Source organism: Pseudomonas sp. stari2 (assembly GCF_040760005.1).
Classification (GTDB): domain Bacteria; phylum Pseudomonadota; class Gammaproteobacteria; order Pseudomonadales; family Pseudomonadaceae; genus Aquipseudomonas.
Genome location: NZ_CP099760.1, coordinates 4,996,139 through 5,014,933, shown reverse-complemented (window position 1 = coordinate 5,014,933; position 18,795 = coordinate 4,996,139). Strand labels below are relative to the sequence as shown.

General features: G+C 61.1%; 21 protein-coding genes. 12 read left to right on the top strand and 9 right to left on the bottom strand.

The genetic code is table 11. The annotated features are described in order from the left end of the window. Positions 1–78 precede the first annotated feature (78 nt). Complete coding sequence (locus NH234_RS22950; RefSeq protein ID WP_367254388.1) at positions 79–519, bottom strand: PACE efflux transporter; 441 nt, start codon at positions 517–519, stop codon at positions 79–81. Between the two features lie 121 nt (positions 520–640). Here NH234_RS22950 and NH234_RS22945 point away from each other — a divergent pair, with 121 nt between their 5' ends. Beyond that, the gene (locus tag NH234_RS22945; protein ID WP_085730314.1) at positions 641–1,513 is read left to right on the top strand and encodes a LysR family transcriptional regulator; all 873 of its coding nucleotides are present in this window, start codon (positions 641–643) and stop codon (positions 1,511–1,513) included. Between the two features lies 1 nt (position 1,514). Here the strand turns inward: NH234_RS22945 and NH234_RS22940 are convergent, their stop codons facing one another. Next, entirely contained in the window at positions 1,515–2,546 is a 1,032-nt protein-coding gene (locus tag NH234_RS22940) for a LacI family DNA-binding transcriptional regulator (protein WP_085730315.1), read from the bottom strand. Between the two features lie 216 nt (positions 2,547–2,762). On the opposite strand from NH234_RS22940, the gene NH234_RS22935 reads away from it, so the two are divergent. Both NH234_RS22935 and NH234_RS22930 read left to right on the top strand, forming a co-directional pair. Further along, a complete protein-coding gene (locus NH234_RS22935; protein ID WP_085730316.1) occupies positions 2,763–3,296 on the top strand; it encodes a gluconokinase in 534 nt (177 codons plus the stop codon). An 82-nt stretch (positions 3,297–3,378) separates the two neighbouring features. Next, entirely contained in the window at positions 3,379–4,731 is a 1,353-nt protein-coding gene (locus NH234_RS22930) for a GntP family permease (RefSeq protein ID WP_085730317.1), read from the top strand. A gap of 63 nt (positions 4,732–4,794) precedes the next feature. On the opposite strand, the gene alaC is transcribed toward NH234_RS22930, so the two are convergent. After that, positions 4,795–6,003: an alanine transaminase gene (alaC, locus tag NH234_RS22925; RefSeq protein WP_085730318.1), complete on the bottom strand. Its 1,209-nt coding sequence runs from the start codon at positions 6,001–6,003 to the stop codon at positions 4,795–4,797. Positions 6,004–6,142: 139 nt separating this feature from the next. Here alaC and NH234_RS22920 point away from each other — a divergent pair, with 139 nt between their 5' ends. The 3 genes from NH234_RS22920 (at position 6,143) to NH234_RS22910 (ending at position 8,175) form a co-directional block, all read left to right on the top strand. Beyond that, on the top strand, positions 6,143–6,805 hold the full coding sequence (locus NH234_RS22920) for a LysE family translocator (protein WP_367254387.1): 663 nt from the start codon (positions 6,143–6,145) through the stop codon (positions 6,803–6,805). A gap of 68 nt (positions 6,806–6,873) precedes the next feature. Continuing rightward, on the top strand, positions 6,874–7,368 hold the full coding sequence (locus NH234_RS22915; RefSeq protein WP_367254386.1) for a GyrI-like domain-containing protein: 495 nt from the start codon (positions 6,874–6,876) through the stop codon (positions 7,366–7,368). A 318-nt stretch (positions 7,369–7,686) separates the two neighbouring features. Then, positions 7,687–8,175, top strand: coding sequence for a GNAT family N-acetyltransferase (locus tag NH234_RS22910; protein ID WP_085730321.1), 489 nt, complete (start codon positions 7,687–7,689; stop codon positions 8,173–8,175). 115 nt (positions 8,176–8,290) lie between these two features. On the opposite strand, the gene NH234_RS22905 is transcribed toward NH234_RS22910, so the two are convergent. Then, a complete protein-coding gene (locus tag NH234_RS22905; RefSeq protein WP_085730322.1) occupies positions 8,291–8,776 on the bottom strand; it encodes an N-acetyltransferase in 486 nt (161 codons plus the stop codon). A 142-nt stretch (positions 8,777–8,918) separates the two neighbouring features. On the opposite strand from NH234_RS22905, the gene NH234_RS22900 reads away from it, so the two are divergent. Genes NH234_RS22900 through NH234_RS22890 form a run of 3 tightly spaced genes read left to right on the top strand, consistent with a single transcriptional unit; the run spans position 8,919 to position 10,966 of the window. After that, positions 8,919–9,344, top strand: a complete 426-nt coding sequence (locus NH234_RS22900; RefSeq protein ID WP_367254385.1) for a nuclear transport factor 2 family protein — start codon at positions 8,919–8,921, stop codon at positions 9,342–9,344. A 40-nt stretch (positions 9,345–9,384) separates the two neighbouring features. After that, positions 9,385–9,729 carry a YciI family protein gene (locus NH234_RS22895; protein ID WP_007951101.1) on the top strand — a complete coding sequence of 115 codons (345 nt, stop codon included), beginning with the start codon at positions 9,385–9,387 and terminating at the stop codon, positions 9,727–9,729. Beyond that, a complete protein-coding gene (locus NH234_RS22890) occupies positions 9,722–10,966 on the top strand; it encodes an RNA polymerase sigma factor (protein WP_085730324.1) in 1,245 nt (414 codons plus the stop codon). The genes NH234_RS22895 and NH234_RS22890 overlap by 8 nt, the downstream gene beginning before the upstream one ends. Before the next feature lie 10 nt (positions 10,967–10,976). On the opposite strand, the gene NH234_RS22885 is transcribed toward NH234_RS22890, so the two are convergent. Next, positions 10,977–11,702 (bottom strand): SDR family oxidoreductase, encoded by a 726-nt coding sequence (locus NH234_RS22885; RefSeq protein WP_367254384.1) that lies wholly within the window; start codon positions 11,700–11,702, stop codon positions 10,977–10,979. A gap of 111 nt (positions 11,703–11,813) precedes the next feature. On the opposite strand from NH234_RS22885, the gene NH234_RS22880 reads away from it, so the two are divergent. Further along, positions 11,814–12,650: a LysR family transcriptional regulator gene (locus NH234_RS22880; protein WP_367254383.1), complete on the top strand. Its 837-nt coding sequence runs from the start codon at positions 11,814–11,816 to the stop codon at positions 12,648–12,650. A 1-nt stretch (position 12,651) separates the two neighbouring features. Here the strand turns inward: NH234_RS22880 and NH234_RS22875 are convergent, their stop codons facing one another. Then, positions 12,652–13,506, bottom strand: a complete 855-nt coding sequence (locus tag NH234_RS22875; RefSeq protein ID WP_367254382.1) for a LysR family transcriptional regulator — start codon at positions 13,504–13,506, stop codon at positions 12,652–12,654. 88 nt (positions 13,507–13,594) lie between these two features. On the opposite strand from NH234_RS22875, the gene NH234_RS22870 reads away from it, so the two are divergent. Further along, positions 13,595–14,032 (top strand): multidrug/biocide efflux PACE transporter, encoded by a 438-nt coding sequence (locus NH234_RS22870; protein WP_367254381.1) that lies wholly within the window; start codon positions 13,595–13,597, stop codon positions 14,030–14,032. Between the two features lie 59 nt (positions 14,033–14,091). On the opposite strand, the gene NH234_RS22865 is transcribed toward NH234_RS22870, so the two are convergent. Beyond that, positions 14,092–14,847 carry an SDR family oxidoreductase gene (locus tag NH234_RS22865; RefSeq protein WP_085730329.1) on the bottom strand — a complete coding sequence of 252 codons (756 nt, stop codon included), beginning with the start codon at positions 14,845–14,847 and terminating at the stop codon, positions 14,092–14,094. Positions 14,848–14,967: 120 nt separating this feature from the next. Between NH234_RS22865 and NH234_RS22860 the strand changes: the two genes are divergently transcribed. Continuing rightward, positions 14,968–15,864 (top strand): LysR family transcriptional regulator, encoded by an 897-nt coding sequence (locus NH234_RS22860; protein WP_367254380.1) that lies wholly within the window; start codon positions 14,968–14,970, stop codon positions 15,862–15,864. A gap of 53 nt (positions 15,865–15,917) precedes the next feature. On the opposite strand, the gene NH234_RS22855 is transcribed toward NH234_RS22860, so the two are convergent. After that, entirely contained in the window at positions 15,918–17,531 is a 1,614-nt protein-coding gene (locus NH234_RS22855) for an inorganic phosphate transporter (protein ID WP_085730331.1), read from the bottom strand. A 144-nt stretch (positions 17,532–17,675) separates the two neighbouring features. After that, positions 17,676–18,692 (bottom strand): transporter, encoded by a 1,017-nt coding sequence (locus NH234_RS22850; protein ID WP_085730332.1) that lies wholly within the window; start codon positions 18,690–18,692, stop codon positions 17,676–17,678. Between the last annotated feature and the right edge of the window lie 103 nt (positions 18,693–18,795).

The following is an 18,795-nucleotide window of genomic DNA, read 5'->3' as shown; positions in this document are numbered from 1 at the left end:
AATCAAGGATTGCTTATATCGGCGGCTTAAGCAGGAAAACTGCCGATTTCTTGCAATATCCGCTTACCAATCAGCGATTCATGCTGCGAGTGTCGGATCCGGCAGCGCCGAGGCCGGCAAACCGAACACCTTATCGAACAGCCAGTTGAAGGCGAAGGTGTAGCAGGGGATGAACACGATCAGCGCCAGATCCAGCAGAAACGCCTGCACCAGGCTGATGTTCATCCACCAGGCGATCAGCGGAATCAGGAACACGATCAGTGTCAGCTGGAAGCCGACGGCGTGGGCGATGCGGCGTTTGACCGTGCGGGTGCGCGAGACCTGACGGCTTTCCCAGCGCTCGAACAGCGAGGTGTAGATGAAGTTCCAGGTCACGGCGATCGTGGTGATGATCACCGCCAGCGGACCGGTGCTGCCGGGCGAGGTGCCGGACAACAAGGCCAGGCCGAAGGCCGAGAAGGTCATGCCGATCACTTCATAGAGCGACACGTAGACCAGTTTGCGTTTGACGCCTTGCATGGGGATTTGCCTCTTTCTTGCGACTTGTGGCCAACGGGGCTGGCGAAGGCGATGAAAGATAGCTTCAATGGCAATGACAGAAAAAGTCAGAAGCTTTCATTTTTATTGATAGGTACATGAAGTGAATTTCAACAGCGAAAGCATCGAGCTGTTTCTCGCCGTAATCGAACGCGGCTCGTTTTCCGCCGCTGCCAGGGCGTTGGGCAAAGTCCCGTCGGCAGTAAGCATGGCCGTCGGCAATCTGGAGGCCGAACTCGGCTATCCCTTGTTTGATCGCAGTCATCGCGAACCGCAACCCACGGCCATGGCGCTTTCGCTGGTGCCCCATGCGCGATTGATCGCCGATCAGCTCAAGCAATTGCAGGTGCACGCGGTGCAGTTGTCGCTGGGGCTGGAGAGCAAATTGTCGATTGGCGTGGCGGCGGATATCGATCGTCGACGGTTGCTGGCGGCCATCAAGGAGATCAGCGAACGTCATCCGCTGCTCGATATCGAAGTGTTGACCGCGCCGCAGGACGATGTGCTGGCGATGCTTCACAGTGGCCGGGTCAGCGTGTGCCTGGCGTTCGCCGGGTTGAGCGTGAACGTGCTGGAGCGTTTTCAGTTTGTCGGCAGTGAACGGATGATCGCCACGCTGGCAGCGGACAGTCCGCTGTTGCAGGGGCAGGATCTGTTTCTCGAGGATCTGGTACACGTGCGGCAGATTGTGGTCGGCAGCCGCGACTTGCCGATCAGCGAAACCCGGCCGCTGGTGGCTGAATCCCACTGGCGCACCGACAATCTGGAGACGGCGCTGGAGATGGTCGAGGCAGGGTTGGGCTGGGGCAATTTTCCACTGTCGGTGGTGCAACCTTGGCTTGATAGCGGACGATTGAAACGGCTGAATTTCCGTAACATCGAAAACGGCCTGGTGCTGCCGGTACACGCGGTGTGGCTCAAGAGCCAGCCGTTGCAGAAGGGGGCGCTGGCTCTTGTGGAGTTGCTGGGCGGTTGAGTCAGGTGCTCTCGCGGATTTTCAGTTCGAAGCCCATGTCCTCGACCGGGCGCGCCACACTGTTGCCGGCCATCAGCGTCAGCATCTGCTCCGCCGCACGCCGGCCGATGGCCTCGCGCGGGGTGTTGATGCTGCTCAGGCGCGGCACCATGTGCTCCGACATCGGCAGGTCGTTGAAGCCGAGGATCGCCACTTGCTCGGGGATCCTGATGTCGTTGCGCAGGGCTTCGAGCAGGGCGCCCTGAGCCAGGTCGTCGTTGCCGAAAAAGATCGCATCGACGTCCGGATGCGCCGCCAGCAGTTGCAGGAACAACTCGCCGCCCAGGCCCACGGAGGATGAACGCGGGGTCAGCACTTCCAGATCCGGATCGTAGCGGCCGGCCTTCTGCAACGCCTTGCGAAAGCCTTCACCGCGCAGCAGGGTGCGTTGATCAAGCTGCGCGCCGATGTACGCCAGGCGCTTGCGGCCACGGGACAGCAAATGTTCTGCAGCGGTTTCACCGGCGCTGAGCTGGGAGAAACCGACGCAGTTCACCCCGGCGGCGCTGTCCAGTTCCATCATGTACACGCAGGGAATATTGCTGGCCTCGATCATCCGCCGCGAGGTTTCGGTGCGGTCGAAGCCGGTCAGCAGGAGGCCGCGTGGCTGATAGGCCATGTAGTTGCGCAGCAGGTTCTCTTCTTCATCGCGGGAATAGTGGAAGTTGCCGATCAGCACTTCGAAGCCTTTGGGCGTGAGCACCCGATGAATGGCTTCCAGGGTGTCGATGAACAACAGGTTGGCCAGCGAAGGCACCAGCACTACCACCGAATGGCTCTGGGCCGAGGCCAGGGCGCGGGCGGCGGGGTTGACCACGTAGTTGAGTTCCAGCGCGGCTTTCTGGACTTTTTCCACCAGTTCGGTGGCGACGGTGCTGACCCCGCGCAATGCGCGAGAAGCGGTAATCGGGCTGACGCCAGCCAGCCGGGCAACTTCATTGAGGGTGGGACGGCCGGTGGTGCGGGTGTTTTTATCGTTTTTAGGGGTGGTCATCGGGCGGCTTGCCAAACAAAAATCAAGGCACTAAGGTAGCGCTGTCCTTATGCAGCTGCAAATGCGTGAGCGAGGTCCTGCCTGATCCTCGCTTTTTGGCGTTGGGACAAAACCTGCTGCAACCCAAAAAAACGACAAGAAGGCGTCGGCAACTTCTGCCTGTGCACTAGAGTCATAGCTAGCAAAGGTAGCGCTGTCTGCGCGCTGAGGTGTTACATGAATCATCCCATCACCGCCCTGGTCATCATGGGCGTTGCCGGTTGCGGCAAGACGTGCGTCAGCGAGGCTCTGTGCCAATTGAGCGGCGCCACTGCCATTGAAGGCGATACTTTCCATCCGGCCGCGAACATCGAAAAGATGAGCGCGGGGATCCCCCTGAACGACGAAGACCGTGCCGGCTGGCTCGACAGCCTGTGCGATGAGCTGCGTCGTGTTGACGCTCTGGGCGAACGCCCGGTGCTGACCTGCTCGGCCCTCAAGCACATTTACCGCGAACGTCTGCGCAGCGCCTTGCCGGGCCTGGGCTTTGTGTTCCTCGAATTGACGCCTGAAGTCGCCGCCGACCGCGTGTCCCATCGCCCGGGCCACTTCATGCCGGCGACGCTGATCGAAAGTCAGTTCGCCACCCTCGAATCGCCGGTAGGCGAGCCGTTGACCCTTGCCCTGAATGCTTCGATCCACAGCGTTGAAGAACTCGCGTCGCAAGCCCATGTCTGGTGGCAGGCTCATGGCCTGAAACAGGCGGTATGAGTGTGATTGTGAAGATAGCGCTGTCCTTTCGGCTTCTGATTAACCCGCTTTAATAACAACAACAAACCAGGAGACACCCCCAATGTTTGGCATGTCCCATGACGCCTACCTGCTGCTTGATGCAGTAGTCACGGTGATCGGGCTTATCGTCCTGATCACCAAGTTCAAGATCCATCCCTTTATTGCGCTGACCATCGCCGCCGCGTTCCTCGGCCTGACGTCCGGCATGCCGATCGGCACCATCATCAAGGCGTTCCAGGACGGCTTCGGTGGCGTGCTCGGTTTCGTCGGCATCATCCTCGCGCTGGGCACCATGCTCGGCAAAATGATGGCCGAATCCGGCGGTGCCGATCAGATCGCCCAGACCCTGATCCGCGCCTTCGGCAAGGACAAAGTGCAGTGGGCGATGATGTTCGCCGCGTTCCTGGTGGGCATTCCGCTGTTCTTCGAAATCGGCTTCGTGCTGCTGATTCCGCTGGTGTTCATCGTTGCTCGTCGCACTGGCGTGTCGATCATCAAGATCGGTATCCCGCTGCTCGCCGGCCTGTCCGCCGTGCATGGTCTGGTGCCACCGCACCCGGGCCCGCTGCTGGCCATCGGCGTGTTCGGTGCCGACATCGGCAAGACCATTCTCTACGGTCTGATCGTTGCGCTGCCGACCGCCATCATTGCCGGCCCGATCTTCGGTACGTTCATCGCCAAGCACATCCCGGGTCATCCGAATCAGGAACTGGTCGATCAACTGGCCCGTGAAACCGATTCGGCCAAGCTGCCAAGCTTCGGCATCACCCTGGTCACCGTGCTGCTGCCGGTGTTCCTGATGCTGCTGAAAACCTTCGCCGACGTGGCGCTTCCGGACGGTCATTTCTTCCGCACCTGGATGGACATGATCGGTCACCCGATCTCGGCGTTGTTGCTGGCCTTGCTGCTGTCGCTGTACACCTTCGGCGCCAAGCAGGGCATCGGTTCTCAGCAGATGCTCAAGTGGCTGGATGCGAGCCTGGCGCCGACTGCCGCGATCATCCTGATCATCGGTGCCGGCGGCGGCTTCAAGCAGATGCTGGTGACCAGCGGCGTGGGCGACGTGATCGGCCACATGGCGGTCAGCGCACAGATCTCGCCGATCCTGTTGGCATGGCTGGTGGCGGCGGTGATCCGCATCGCCACCGGTTCGGCGACCGTCGCGACCATTACTGGCGCGGGCATCGTGGTGCCGGTGGTGGGGATGATTCCGGGCGTGAACCGTGAGCTGCTGGTGCTGGCCACCGGTGCCGGCTCGCTGATCCTGTCCCACGTCAACGACGCCGGTTTCTGGCTGGTGAAGCAGTACTTCAACATGACCGTGGCCGAGACCTTCAAGACCTGGACGGCGATGGAAACCATCCTGTCGGTGGTGGGTCTGGGCTTCATTCTGTTGCTGTCGCTGTTCGTCTAACGGCGAATCGCAGGCACAAAAAAACCGCAGCGATGCGGTTTTTTTGTGGGTGCAATTCGCGAGTTACTTGGTGCCCAGGCCATCCGCCCGGAACATCCCGCGAATCCCGCGTACCGCCTGACGAATCCTGTCCTGGTTCTCGATCAGCGCGAAGCGCACGTGATCGTCGCCGTACTCACCAAAGCCGACACCCGGCGAGACGCAGACCTTGGCCTCGGCCAGCAGCTTCTTGGCGAACTCCAGCGAGCCGAGGTGCGCGTAGGCGTCGGGAATCTTCGCCCAGACGTACATCGAGGCTTTCGGGTTTTCGACCATCCAGCCCAGTTCATGCAGGCCTTTGACCAGCACGTTACGGCGCTGACGATACTGCTCGGCGATGTCGCGCACGCATTGCTGATCGCCTTCCAGCGCAGCAATCGCGGCCACCTGCAGCGGGGTGAACGTGCCGTAGTCGTGGTAGCTCTTGATTCGCGCCAGGGCGCTGACCAGTTCCGGGTTGCCGACCATGAAACCGATCCGCCAGCCCGCCATGTTGTAGCTCTTGGACAGGGTGAAAAACTCCACCGCGATGTCCTTGGCGCCCGGCACCTGCATGATCGACGGGGCTTTCCAGCCGTCATAGACGATGTCGGCGTAGGCCAGATCGTGCACCACCAGCACGTCGTACTGTTTGGCGAGGGCGATCACGCGTTCGAAGAAATCCAGCTCCACGCACTGCGCGGTAGGGTTGGACGGGAAGCCCAGAATCATCATCTTCGGTTTCGGGATCGAGCCGCGAATCGCCCGTTCCAGCTCGTCGAAGAAATCCACACCTGGCACCAGCGGCACCGACCGCACCTGGGCGCCGGCAATCACGGCACCGTAGATGTGAATCGGGTAGCTCGGGTTCGGCACCAGCACGGTGTCGCCCTGATCCAGGGTCGCCAGCATCAGGTGAGCCAGGCCTTCCTTGGAACCGATGGTGACGATGGCTTCGCTTTCAGGGTCGATATCGACCTCGTAGCGTTCCTTGTACCAGTTGGAAATCGCCCGACGCAGGCGCGGAATGCCCTTGGACGTGGAGTAGCCGTGGGTGTCTTCGCGTTGTGCAACCTGCACCAGTTTTTCAACGATGTGCGGCGGCGTGGCGCCGTCGGGGTTGCCCATGCTCAAGTCGATGATGTCTTCGCCACGACGTCGGGCGGCCATCTTCAGCTCGGCGGTGATGTTGAAAACGTAAGGGGGGAGTCGATCAATGCGCGCAAAGCGGCGCGGCGAACCTTGTTCAGCCATTGTTGCCTCGGATAACGTAAGCGCCCGGAACCGTCCGAGCGACGCTGGTCACTGCGGTGACCTGTGGCGGAAGATAAGGGCAGCGATGGCAGACTGTCCAGCGTGCACGACAACAATTTTTTCCCAAGGAAAACGGTTAATGGAATTCACCAGCGGCTTCTTGCTGAGCCTTTCGCTGTGCCTGGACATCGGCGTGGCCAACATCGCGATGATCACGTTGGCCATGCAGCGCGGCTATTTTCAGGGCTTCGCGCTGGGTCTCGGTACCTGCGTCGGCGACCTGATCTACGCCGTCCTGGCGCTGGCCGGGATGACCGTTCTGCTGCAATACGAAACCGTGCGCTGGGTGCTGTGGATTGGCGGTTCGGCGCTGCTGATCTACTTCGCGGCGAAGATGATCTATTCGGCGATCCATCACGAGGAGCAATTGGCGGCGACGGCCGAAGTCGGCCATAACTCCCATCGCAAGGAATTCTTCCGCGGGATTTTTCTCGCCATGTCGTCGCCAAGCGCCATCCTCTGGTTCGCGGCAGTGGGCGGCACCTTGATCGCCCGTTCCGGTGGCGGTGGCCCTTTGAGTTCGGCGCTGTTCCTTGGCGGTTTTCTGTGTGCCGGGTTGCTGTGGTCAGCGGGCCTGTGCTTCGCCGCGAGCCACGGCGGCAAACTGCTGGGCGACAAGCTGCTGCGCTATTCCTACATGGCATCTGCAGCGATCTTCTGCTATTTCGCGGTCTACGTGATCGTATCCGGCTATAACGAATTCATCGGCTCCGGCGCCGCCGAGGCCCTGCATACGCTGTAAATGTGCGAATCGGGTTTGGCTTCTATACTCCCAGCCGAACCCACTTTTTTCGTTCAAGGAGTCGCGTCATGGATGAGCAAAAACGCGTCGAAGTGGCTGAACCTCGCTTCGAACATGGACACTTCCTGCTGATTGCAGGTTTTCGCGATCGCTTTACCAAAGAGACCGTCCAGGACATCCCTGCGCTGTGGGAAAAACTGATCCCGCACATCGGAAATATTCCGGGGCAGAAGGGCGAAGTGACCTACGGTGTCTGCAGCAATTTCGACGGCAACGGCGGTTTCGATTACATGGCCGGGGTCGAAATCAGGAAGCTGGATGACTTCCCGCAGGAAAAGTATCCGTGGATCGAAATCCTCCCGCGCCAGTACGCGGTATTCGAACACAAGGGTTCGCTGGATCAGCTGCCGCAGACCATCGAGTACATCTACAAAACCTGGCTGCCGGCCTCCGAATACAGGGGCCTCAACGCCCCGGAGCTGGAACGCTACAGCGCCGATTTCAATCCGAAGCTCAAAACCGGCAAGCTGGAAATCTGCGTCCCGGTCGAAAAGAAAACCTGATGGGCAACCGGCAGCGCGAACCTGTTTCGCGCTGCCGTTCGAGCCCTATTTGCCCTTGATCCGTCGCGCCCGCAACAGGTCGATGCCCAGGGTGATGAAGCCGAAGAAGCTGATGCCCAACACCATCAACAAACCGATTTCCACACTGCTCATAAGCTGTTTCCCCCTTCGGGTGATCAGAGACAGTGCTCAGGAATAGACCGTCCCGATTCCGAAGAAAAGCGCTTATACGCAGGCTTTACGCTGCCCGTGCGGATCGATATGAACACCTTATTCCTTTATCCTTGGCGTCCTTGTCTTCACTGATTTCGAGCCGCCATGAACACCGTCATCCGCCACGTCACCGCTGCCGATCTGGATCGCTGCTACGCCATCGAAACCCTCGCCTATGAAGGCGACGAAGCCGCGACCCGCGAAAAGATCGCCACGCGCATCGCCACCTGGCCGGACGGTTTCATCGTCGCCGAAGTCGACGGGCAAGTGGCCGGGTTCATCAACTCCGGTGCAGCGTTCGAGGTGCAGATGTCCGACGAGGCGTTCAAGGAACTGATCGGCCACGACCCGGCCGGGCCGAACGTGGTGATCATGTCGGTGGTGGTGCACCCGGACTATCAGGGCCTGGGTCTGGCCAAGCGCCTGCTGGGCGAATTCATCGAGCGCATGCGCGCCCAGGGCAAGGCGACGATTCACCTGATGTGCAAGGAACGGCACATCCCGCTGTACGCCGGGTTCGGCTTTGCCTACATCAAACCGTCCGAGTCCGACCACGGCGGGATGGCGTGGCACGAGATGATCCTGACCCTCTGAGGAACAGCCCCTGACCTGATCGTTCTCACGCAGCGCGGGAACGATCAATGGGTGGGTCGGTAGAGTATGTCGCGCACCCGTGCCTTGTGCTCGATCATCGTTGCTCCCCCGACGATTAGAAGAACAACCCCATCCGCCGCTCGTAACCGATGCGACCCTTGTACGCTTCGCCGCTGTCGACGAAACCGTACTTGGCGTACAGCGCAATCGCGGCGTCGTTGTCGGCGTCCACCGACAGTTCCAGCCCTTTGATCTCCGGCCAGGCCTGGCGCGCAACGTCCGGTAGCGCCAGCAGGCAAGCCTTGCCGTAGCCCTTGCCTTGGGCACGGTGATCGACCTGCAAGGCATGCAGGGTTGCGCTGTGCTCATCGGCCCATTCCGGCAACACCGGCGGGCGCTTGAGCAGCAGGAATGCCACCGGTACTTCCTCGGCGAGCAGGGCAAAACCTTTCACGCCGGGGCCGGGTTTCGACAGTAGCGTGTGCAGGGCGCCGTGGATGTCGCCGGAATATTTGATCTGCTCGGCATGGATTTCAATGGCCTCGACCTGCTGGCGTTGGGTGGCGTTCAGGCTTTCGTAAGGCACGAGTCGGGCTGACAAGGGAATTTCCTTTTTCCTACAAAGATGAGTCCCGGATTCTAGCGATTTTGTTCTCTTCGGAATTTTTTTGTTTCAACTGTCGATCCGGCCAATCGCCGAACGACAAAGGGTGTCTTCACAACAAAAACCAGGGAGAAACCCCATGAGTACGCAAGCGCAGATTCAAGCCATCATCGACACCTACCGTCAGGCCGTCATGACCAAGGACGTGGACAAGGTCATGACCCTGTACGCCGACGACATCCTCTCGTTCGATGCGATCAAGGCCCTGCAATTCAAGGGCAAGGAGGCCTACCGCGCCCACTGGATCGCCTGCATGGAAATGTGCCCCGGCCCGCACATTTTCGAGTTCCACGAAATCGCCATCGAGACCGGGGAAAACATCGCCTTCGCCCACTGGGTCGCCAACTGCGGTGGCACCAATGACAAGGGTGAAACCCAGAGCTGCTGGATGCGCGCCACCGCCTGCTACCGGCTGGTCGGCGGTGCGTGGAAAATTGCCCATGAACACTGGTCGGCACCGTTCGATCCGATGACTGGCTCGACGCTGTTCGATGCGAAACCCTGATCTTCAGCCATAGTTGATCCGTCCGATTCAGGAGAACGCCATGAAGTATTTATGCTTGGTCTACAGCGATGAGCGCCTGCTGCATTCGTCGCCCGACAGTCCGGAAGACGCCGAGTGCTGGGCCTACGCCGAGTCGATCCAGGGCAGCGGCCGGATGGTTGCCGCCGAAGCGCTGGAATCGGTGCAGACCGCCACCACGGTGCGCATGCGCAACGGCAAGTTGTCGATCACCGACGGCCCGTTCGCTGAGACCAAAGAGCAGTTGGCCGGTTTCTACCTGATCGACGCGCGGGACCTCAACGAAGCGATTCAGGTCGCCGGCAACATTCCGGCGGCCCGGGTCGGCAGCGTCGAAGTGCGTCCCGTGCGGCAGTTGAATGTCTGAGGTCGCGGCCCGGGTCGCGCAGGTCTACCGCGAAGATTCGCGGCGGATCCTCGCGACCCTGATCCGTCTGATCGGCGATTTCGACCTCGCCGAAGAAGCCTTGCACGAGGCGTTCTTCGTCGCGGTCGAGCGTTGGCAACGCGACGGCGTGCCGGACAATCCGCGGGCGTGGCTGGTATCCACCGGGCGCTTCAAGGCGATCGACGTGTTGCGTCGTCGCGCACGGTTCAAGGCTTCACGGCCATTGTTGCTGGCGCAACTGGAAGAGCTGGAAAAGTCCGAATGGGACGTTGAAGACGTGGAAGATGATCGCCTGCGCCTGATCTTTACCTGCTGCCACCCGGCACTGGCGGCGGACGCGCAAGTGCCGCTGACCCTGCGCGAAGTTTGCGATCTCACCACCGAGGAAATCGCCCGCGCATTTCTCTCGGCCCCGGCGGCGATTGCCCAGCGCATCGTGCGCGCCAAGGCGAAGATTCGCGATGCGAAAATCCCTTATCAAGTCCCGAGCCTGAGCGAATTGCCCGAGCGCCTCGACAGCGTGTTGCGGGTGATTTATCTGGTGTTCAACGAGGGCTACTCGGCGTCCGGCGGCGCCCAGGTGACCCGCGAGGATTTGACCCGTGAGGCGATTCGTTTGGGACGGTTGCTGCTGGAGTTGTTGCCGGACCCAGAGGTCATGGGGTTGCTGGCGTTGATGCTGCTGCATGAGTCGCGGCGCTCGGCGCGCTCTTCGCCCGATGGTGAGTTGATTCTGCTGGATGATCAGGATCGCGGATTGTGGAACACCGAACTGATCGCCGAAGGCTGCGATCTGGTGGAAAAGGCGCTGACCACCGGACGGTTCGGGCCTTACTGCCTGCAAGCGGCGATTGCGGCGGTGCACGCCGAAGCGCCGACGGCGGGGGAGACCGACTGGGAACAGATCGTCGGGCTGTATGACGTGTTGTTGCGGGCGCTGCCGTCACCGGTGATCGAGTTGAACCGGGCGGTGGCGGTGGCCAAGCGTGACGGGGCGTTGGCCGGGTTGACCTTGATCGAAGGGATTCTGGACCGTGGGGAGTTGCAGGACTACCACTTGGCACATTCGGCGCGGGCGGAGTTTTGTCGGCAGTTGGGGCGGGTTGAGGAGGCTCGGGTCGGTTACCGGCGAGCCTTGGAACTGACTCGGCAGGAGCCGGAGCGCAGGTTTATTGAAGGGCGATTGCAGGAACTGGCGCCGAGCAATCGCCTTTAGAAAAGATGGCTCAGGCCTGCTGCCGAGTAGCCGCCATCACAATCTCGCGGATACAAACCCCCTGCGGCTGCCCATACGCATAAGCAATCGCCGTCGCCACATCCTCGGCGCTCAACACTGTGCCGCCCATGTCCTGCTTCCACGCCTGATAGCCAGTCTTGATCGCCTCATCCGTGGTGTGGCTCAACAACTCGGTTTCCACCGCCCCCGGTGCAATCGTGGTCACCCGCACGTTATGCGGCGACAACTCTTCACGCAGGTTTTCCGACAACCCGTGCACCGCGAACTTGGTGCCGACGTACGCCACATGGTTCGGGAACGTCTTGCGCCCGGCCACCGAGCTGACGTTGATGATCGTGCCGTGCTTGCGCTCGATCATTCCGGCGACCACCGCATGCACGCCGTTGAGCAGGCCTTTCACGTTGACGTCGAGCATCTGGTCCCACTGCGCCGGATCCTGTTTGCTCATCTCGCCCAGCAGCATCACCCCGGCGTTATTGATCAGTGCATCGGCCGGGCCGAACCGCGCTTCAGCCTCGGCCACAGCGGCCAGCAACGCGGCGCGGTCGGTGATGTCGACGCGCCGGCTGAGGGTGTTCGGCAGGGCCAGTGCTTCAAGGCGTTCGATGCGCCGGGCCAGCAACAACAGTGGATGGCCGGCAGCGCTCAAGCGCCGAGCGGTGGCTTCGCCAATGCCCGAGCTGGCGCCGGTGATGATGATCAATGGCTTGCTCATGATTGAACTCCTGAGATAAGAAAAACAAATAACCAGATTCGCGACGCAGTATATTTAGCCCGCTGGAGGCTGAAAAATGCCTTATTCCTCTGTCTGCCATCGGAATCTCCTATGGATATCCGCCATCTCAAAGCCTTCCTCGCGGTGTTCGAGGAACGCAACATCACCGCCGCTGCGCAACGGCTGTTCATCAGCCAGCCCACGTTGTCGGTGACCATCAAACAACTGGAAGAAGAACTCGGCGCGACGCTGTTCGTGCGTCAGCCCCGTGGCGTGGAAGTCAGCGACGAAGCGCGTCTGCTGTACCCGCAGGCACGGCGGATGGTGACCGAGTCCGAGGCACTGAGCCGGATGTTTCGCGGCCGCGAAAACCGCGCGCCGCTGACCCTCGGCATCGAGGGCGACATTGCCGCCAGCCACATCGAAGCTTTCGTGCGCATGGCTCATCAGGCGTTGCCCTATCTGCTGCTGACCCTGGAGGAAGGCTGTCACGGCGATGGTCGGTTGGCGGTCGAGGAAATGTGCTGCGAGGACGAACTGTTCCTTCCGCTGTGGGAGGAGTCCTATGTGATGGCGCTGCCCCTCGATCATCCGATGGCCAACGCGCAGGCAGGCTGGGCGCCGATCGAGGACTGGATCACCTGTCCGCAACATCCGTCCCATCAGCGGTTGATGGCGCTTTACGGGCGTTCGCCGGAAGCGGTGGCGGGGCATGCCGGTTCACTGCAACAGGCATTGCACATGGTTGCGGCGGGTGTCGGTGTGGCGATGTTGCCGCAGTCGCTGGTCAGCGGGCATGAGCGCATTGTCGTGCGCGCGCTGCACCTGCCGGCGCCGACCCGACGGGTGGGGTTGTGTTATGCGGCGCAGGCGCTGGAGTTGCCGACGATGCGTGGGTTGCACGAATATTTTCAGGTCAATCGCCCGGTCGCCATCGAAGCGGCCTGAGCTATTCCAGCATCTTGCTGAGCAACCAGCTCCCCGCCGGCCCTGGCGGGTACAGCCGCGACCACAGTGCATCGACGAACACCGGTTTCGGCCAACCGCGCACCTTCAGTTCAACCAGCAAGTCATTGCCGAAACGCTCCACCAGCCAGCGCGGCAGTGGCGCCCAGCCGAAATCTTTTTCAGCCATTTCCAGCAGCATCAGATAACTCGGCGCCGACCACACCCGGCCTTTGCCGCGACTGTCATAGGGATTGACGATGGTGGCCAGACGCAGCTCACGATGCTGCTCAAGAACCGTTTGATCGATGGATTCTTGCGTCGCCAGCGGATGGTCGCGACCCACAAACAAGGCGATTTCCGTACGCTCGGCGACGGTCGCGGTCGCCAGGTCTGGCGGGTAGTTGTCCTGCATCTCCGCGAATGCCAGGTGCGCTCGACCGCGCTGCACCAGTTCGATCAGGTCATCGCACTCGGCAATCAGGCATTCCAGTTCCAGATCCGGATAGCGCTGCTCGAAACCCACCAGCGCCGCCTCGAAACGGTCGGACTGATAAGTGTCGGAAATCGCCACCGTAAGTTTCGGCTCGACACCCTGGGCCAATTGCCGGGCGGTCATTTCCAGACGGCTGGTGGCCGCCAGAATCGCCTCGGCCCGTTGCAGCATCACGTGACCGGCCGGGGTCAGCGTCGGCTTGCGGCTGCTGCGGTCGAACAGTACCAGGTCCAGATCGATCTCAAGACTCGCCACCGCCGCACTCACTGTCGACTGACTGCGCCCGAGTTTGCGCGCTGCCGCTGAAAACGAGCCTTGAGTCGCCGCCTGAACAAATGCCAGCAACACTTCCTGAGAGGCCATGAACTATCGCCTTGATCGATGGTTATTGGTTATGAAGTATCGGTTCGGTGCTGGATCATGGCAACCATCTTCACAGAGGACTTCGGCCATGACTGCCAACAAATCCATCACTGAACGTATCTTCCAGGCCATCGGTTTCGAACTGCTGGCGATCCTGATCTGTACGCCGCTGCTGGCGTGGATCATGGGCAAACCGCTGGTGGAAATGGGCGCCGTCACCATTGCCATCGCGTTGCTGGCCCTGGGCTGGAACGTGGTGTTCAACGGCTTCTTCGACCGGATGCTCAAGCGCTGGAACATCGCCCGCAACGCTTGGGTGCGGGTGGCGCATGCGCTGCTGTTCGAGGGCGGGTTGATCGTGATGGGCGTGCCGCTGATTGCCTGGTGGCTGTCGGTCAACCTGTGGCAGGCGTTCCTGCTCGACATCGGCGTGCTGCTGTTCTTCCTGCCATACACCTACATCTACCACTGGGGTTATGACGTGGTGCGTGAGCGGCTGGTGATGCGCAGCGTCTGCCAGAGCTGAAAACAAAAAATCGCAGCCGGTGAGGGCTGCGATTTTTTTTGTCCGGACTTTTTTCGGGCTTAAAGAAACATCCCGCCCGACGCTTCAATCCGCTGACCGTTGATCCACTGCGCCCCCGGCGACAGCAGCAGCGCGAGTGCGCCGCCAATGTCATCCGGCTGCCCGGCACGGCCCAGCGCGGTGTTGCTGGCGACCATCGCGTTCAGCGCCGAATTGTCGCGCACCGCGCCGCCGCCGAAGTCGGTTTCGATGGCGCCCGGTGCAAGGATATTCACGGCGATCTGCCGCGCACCCAGCTCCTTGGCCTGATAGCGGGTCAGCACTTCCATCGCGCCTTTCATCGCCGCGTAAGCGGCATAACCCGGCAGGGTGAAACGGGCCAGACCACTGGAGATGTTGATGATCCGCCCGCCATCGTTGATCAGCGGCAGCAGTTGCTGAGTCAGGAAGAACGGCCCTTTCAACTGCACGTTCATCAGCAGGTCGAACTGCTCCGGCGTGGTGTCGGCGAAGGACGCATGCACGCCAATTCCGGCGTTGTTGATCAGGAAATCGAAGCGCGGGCGTTCAAGCTGTTGCAGCGCCTGCTCGACCCGCAAAGCGAAATCGGCAAAACCTTCGCTGCGACCGACATCCAGTTGCAGCATCACGGCGTTGGCGCCGAGTGTTTTCAACTCCTCGACCAGCGATTGTGCTTCATCGGCGCGGCTGTTGTAGGTGCCGATGATGTCCACGCCTTGCGCGGCGAGGTGCAGGGCGGCGTTCTTGCCGAGGCCACGGCTGGCACCGGTGATCAATGCGATTTTGCGGTTCATGGGTCTTCCTCGAGAGCAGTGACGGTTGATGCAGCAAAGTTTATTTATCCGCTTTGGGGTGATAAACAGACTTAAACCGGAATCACTGGTCGGTCATTCCGAACAATCAACAGGTGGCCCATGAACAAACTGGAACTGCTGCGCACCTTCGTCCGGGTCAGCGAATTGTCGAGTTTCACGATGGCGGGAGAGAGTCTGGGGCTGCCGCGCTCGACGGTGTCCGAGCAGGTGCAGGCGCTGGAGAGCCTGCTCGGCACGCGCCTGCTGCAACGCACCACGCGCCGGGTGCAGGCGACTCAGGACGGGCTGGCGCTGTACGAGCGCAGCAAGGATCTGCTGTCGCACATGGACGAAATCGAGAACCTGTTTCGTCAGGACGAGGCGTCGCTGACCGGGCGGATTCGGGTCGATATGCCGAACATTCTGTCGCGGCGGCTGATCATGCCGAAGTTGCCGGAGTTCATGGCCCGTCATCCGAACCTGGAACTGGAAATCAGCAGCACCGATCGCCGGGTCGACCTGCTCGCCGAAGGTTTCGATTGCGTGCTGCGCGTCGGCGCGCAGCCGGATCAATCGGTGGTGGCGCGGCATCTGGGGGATTTCAGCATGATCAACTGCGCCAGCCCTGCATATCTGGAGCGTTACGGCGTGCCGCAGACCCTTGAAGACTTGGCGCAGCATCGGCTGGTGCACTACGTCGGTGTGCTCGGTTCGCGTTCGGAAGGGTTTGTCTACGAGCAGGATGGCCAGGTTCATCGCGTGCCGATGGCCGGCAGCGTGACGGTCAACAGCACCGATGCCTACGAGTCGGCGTGTCTGGGAGGATTCGGTCTGATTCAGGTGCCGCGCACCGGCATGAACACCTATCTGGACAGCGGCGAGATCGTCACCGTGCTGCCGCAATACGCCGCGCCGGCGATGGGCATTTCACTGCTGTATGCGAGGCAGCGGCATCTGCCGTTGCGGGTGCGGGTGTTCATGGATTGGCTGGGGGATTTGATTCGCTCGACGCTTTGATTCCTGCCGCAACCCCCTGTGGGAGCAAAGGCTCTCACAGGGATTCGGGTCGATCAGAAGATCTGCGTAAACAGCCAATACAGACTGCCCGACAGCAGAATCGCCGCCGGCAACGTCAGCACCCACGCCATCAGCAGATTGCGGATGGTCTTCATCTGCAGGCCGCCACCGTTGGCGACCATGGTCCCGGCCACGCCCGAGGACAACACATGAGTGGTCGACACCGGCAGACCGAACATATCGGCGGCGCCGATGGTCAGCATCGCAACCGTTTCTGCCGAGGCGCCTTGGGCGTAGGTCAGGTGGGTCTTGCCGATCTTCTCGCCGACGGTGACCACGATCCGCTTCCAGCCGACCATGGTGCCCAGCCCCAACGCGATCGCCACGGCGATCTTCACCCACAGCGGAATAAATCGTGTGGCATTGTCGATCTGCTGCTTGAACAGTTGCAGTTTGTTGGTGGTGTCGGCGTCGAAGGTGCCGACCTTGTTCTTGTCCATCAGGCGAATGGTTTCGCTGGCCAGGTACATGTCGTTACGCACGTTGCCCATGGCTTCGGCCGGGACTTTCGACAGCGAACCGTAGCCTTTCACTTCTTCACCGATGTGACCGGTCAGCGCGGCGAGGGCCGGGACCAGTTGCGGCGTGGCTTGCTTGCTGCGCACGTAATCCGAGAGCACCGGACGCGGATCGGCCGGGGCCGGCAGCGGGGCGCTTTTCACCAGCGCCTGCTGGGTGACTTCGGCTACTGCCGCAAACTGCAACGTTTGATCGGCAGGCATGGTGCGGTTCAGCGCGTAGGCCATCGGCAGGGTACCGACCAGAATCAGCATGATCAGACCCATGCCTTTCTGGCCGTCGTTGGAACCGTGGGCGAAGGACACGCCGGTGCAAGTGGCGATCAGCAGACCACGAATCCACCACGGCGGCGGGGTGTTGCCTTCGGGGGCCTTGTACAGTGAACGGTTCTTCACGAACGCGCGCAGCGCCAGCAGCAACAGCGCCGCACAACCGAAACCCACCAGCGGCGACAGCAGCAGTGCATAACCGATCTTGGTCGCCTGAGCCCAGTCCACACCGCTGGTGCCGTCGCGGCCATGCATTAACGCGTTGGCCACGCCGACGCCGATGATTGAACCGATCAGCGTGTGCGACGACGAGGCCGGCAGACCCAGCCACCAGGTGCCGAGGTTCCACAGAATCGCCGCGATCAGCAGGGCGAAGATCATCGCGAAACCGGCGGACGAGCCGACTTGCAGAATCAGCTCCACCGGCAGCAGCGCGATGATGCCGAACGCCACCGCGCCGCTCGACAGCAACACGCCGAGGAAGTTGAAGAACCCCGACCAGACCACCGCGAAATACGGCGGCATCGAATGGGTGTAAATCACCGTGGCCACGGCGTTGGCGGTGTCGTGGAAACCGTTGACGAACTCGAAGCCCAGCGCAATCAACAGCGCCACGCCGAGCAGCAGGAACGGGGTCCACGTGGTGACCACCGTGCCCAGTTGGTGCATGTCGTGCATCAGGCTGTAGGCGGTGAACAGCAGCCCCATCGCCAGCACCGCAAAAAACACCACGTAGGTGAACGGGCCGGTTTTCTTGTCGAGGGCCGGCCTGCCACTGGCAGCGGAGGCCGGGCTGGCGGTCAGGGAGGGAGTAGCCATGGGCGGACAATCCTGAGCGGGGGAAGGAGTGTTGCCCATGATCGTTGCTAAATATTACAGAGAGTCTGCGATAGATCAGTGTTTGGCGGATTAATCGCACCGTTGGTCTTCTGACTGGTGATCATTTCCACGCTCTGTCGGAAGTCAGTAATCCCGCCGCTTGCGAAACGCCCAGCGCCCGGCGATCACGGTAAACGTCACCACCAGCGCCACCAGAATCCAGAACCCTTCCGGATCAGTGGCCAGCGGCACGCCGCCGACGTTCATGCCGAAGAAACCGGCAATGATGTTGATCGGCAGCGCCAGCACCGTCACCACGGTCAGGGTGAACAGCGTGCGGTTGCTCTGTTCGTTGAGGTTGGCAGCGATCTCTTCCTGCAACAGCTTGATCCGCTCGCCGAGGGCGGTGAGGTCGTTGATGATCAGCGCGAACTCCTCGGTGGACTTGCGCAGCTCCTTCACGTCTTCCTTCTGCAACCAGGACGGCGGCCGGTTGAGCAGGCGCAGCAGCGAACCTGGCTCCAGCGCCAGCAGTCGTTGCAGGCGCACCAGCACCCGACGGTTGGCGCCGAGTTCGGCGCGGTTGGTCGACAGTCGCGAGGACAGCAATTCGTCCTCGACCTGATCGACGCTCATGCTGGTCTTGCGCACGATCTGGGTCAGCACTTCGCCCTGGTCGCGCAGCAAGTGCACGAGCAATTCCGACGGCGAGCGAAAGCACTCGCCGGCCTTCACCGACGAACGCAGTTTGTCCACCGAGTGCAACGGTTGCAGGCGCGCACTGACAATCAGTTTGCTGCGTACGCAGACCCACAGCGTCGATACGTCTGAAGAAACCATGCTGCTGAGGTTGAACACCACGTCGTTGACCACCGCCAGCAATGCCGAATCGACATGCTCGATGCGCGTCGAGCGCGAACCTTCGTGCAACGCTTCAAAAAACTCTTCGGGCAATTGCAGGTGGCTTTTCATCCAGCGCTCGCACGCGGCGTGGGCCAGGTTCAGATGCAGCCAGAGAAACTCATCGCCGTCGTCTTGCAGGCAGCGCAATGCAGTCGCCGAGTCGACCTCGCGACCACGCTCACCGGGGCGAAAACGAAAACCGTAGAGCAAGCCGAACAGGTCTGGATCGCGATGGCTGATATCGAGGCTGTGGTTCATGAAGTCTCGCTGGGAAGAGGGCGTCTGTCGCGGGATTTGCAGATTCAGCTGAGCCGCATCATCGCAATGTCACATGACGCTTTTGTGACAGCAAAATGATGTC

What these genes read in the sequence shown, in the direction of transcription:
- NH234_RS22915 (WP_367254386.1), top strand. Translation starts at nt 6,874, where the DNA reads ATGGATGAGCAAAAACGCGTCGAAGTGGCTGAACCTCGCTTCGAACAT.
- NH234_RS22950 (WP_367254388.1), bottom strand. Translation starts at nt 519, where the DNA reads ATGCAAGGCGTCAAACGCAAACTGGTCTACGTGTCGCTCTATGAAGTG.
- NH234_RS22895 (WP_007951101.1), top strand. Translation starts at nt 9,385, where the DNA reads ATGAAGTATTTATGCTTGGTCTACAGCGATGAGCGCCTGCTGCATTCG.
- NH234_RS22880 (WP_367254383.1), top strand. Translation starts at nt 11,814, where the DNA reads ATGGATATCCGCCATCTCAAAGCCTTCCTCGCGGTGTTCGAGGAACGC.
- NH234_RS22870 (WP_367254381.1), top strand. Translation starts at nt 13,595, where the DNA reads ATGACTGCCAACAAATCCATCACTGAACGTATCTTCCAGGCCATCGGT.
- NH234_RS22855 (WP_085730331.1), bottom strand. Translation starts at nt 17,531, where the DNA reads ATGGCTACTCCCTCCCTGACCGCCAGCCCGGCCTCCGCTGCCAGTGGC.
- NH234_RS22940 (WP_085730315.1), bottom strand. Translation starts at nt 2,546, where the DNA reads ATGACCACCCCTAAAAACGATAAAAACACCCGCACCACCGGCCGTCCC.
- NH234_RS22865 (WP_085730329.1), bottom strand. Translation starts at nt 14,847, where the DNA reads ATGAACCGCAAAATCGCATTGATCACCGGTGCCAGCCGTGGCCTCGGC.
- NH234_RS22875 (WP_367254382.1), bottom strand. Translation starts at nt 13,506, where the DNA reads ATGGCCTCTCAGGAAGTGTTGCTGGCATTTGTTCAGGCGGCGACTCAA.
- NH234_RS22860 (WP_367254380.1), top strand. Translation starts at nt 14,968, where the DNA reads ATGAACAAACTGGAACTGCTGCGCACCTTCGTCCGGGTCAGCGAATTG.
- NH234_RS22900 (WP_367254385.1), top strand. Translation starts at nt 8,919, where the DNA reads ATGAGTACGCAAGCGCAGATTCAAGCCATCATCGACACCTACCGTCAG.
- NH234_RS22930 (WP_085730317.1), top strand. Translation starts at nt 3,379, where the DNA reads ATGTTTGGCATGTCCCATGACGCCTACCTGCTGCTTGATGCAGTAGTC.
- NH234_RS22920 (WP_367254387.1), top strand. Translation starts at nt 6,143, where the DNA reads ATGGAATTCACCAGCGGCTTCTTGCTGAGCCTTTCGCTGTGCCTGGAC.
- NH234_RS22910 (WP_085730321.1), top strand. Translation starts at nt 7,687, where the DNA reads ATGAACACCGTCATCCGCCACGTCACCGCTGCCGATCTGGATCGCTGC.
- NH234_RS22850 (WP_085730332.1), bottom strand. Translation starts at nt 18,692, where the DNA reads ATGAACCACAGCCTCGATATCAGCCATCGCGATCCAGACCTGTTCGGC.
- NH234_RS22890 (WP_085730324.1), top strand. Translation starts at nt 9,722, where the DNA reads ATGTCTGAGGTCGCGGCCCGGGTCGCGCAGGTCTACCGCGAAGATTCG.
- NH234_RS22885 (WP_367254384.1), bottom strand. Translation starts at nt 11,702, where the DNA reads ATGAGCAAGCCATTGATCATCATCACCGGCGCCAGCTCGGGCATTGGC.
- alaC (WP_085730318.1), bottom strand. Translation starts at nt 6,003, where the DNA reads ATGGCTGAACAAGGTTCGCCGCGCCGCTTTGCGCGCATTGATCGACTC.
- NH234_RS22935 (WP_085730316.1), top strand. Translation starts at nt 2,763, where the DNA reads ATGAATCATCCCATCACCGCCCTGGTCATCATGGGCGTTGCCGGTTGC.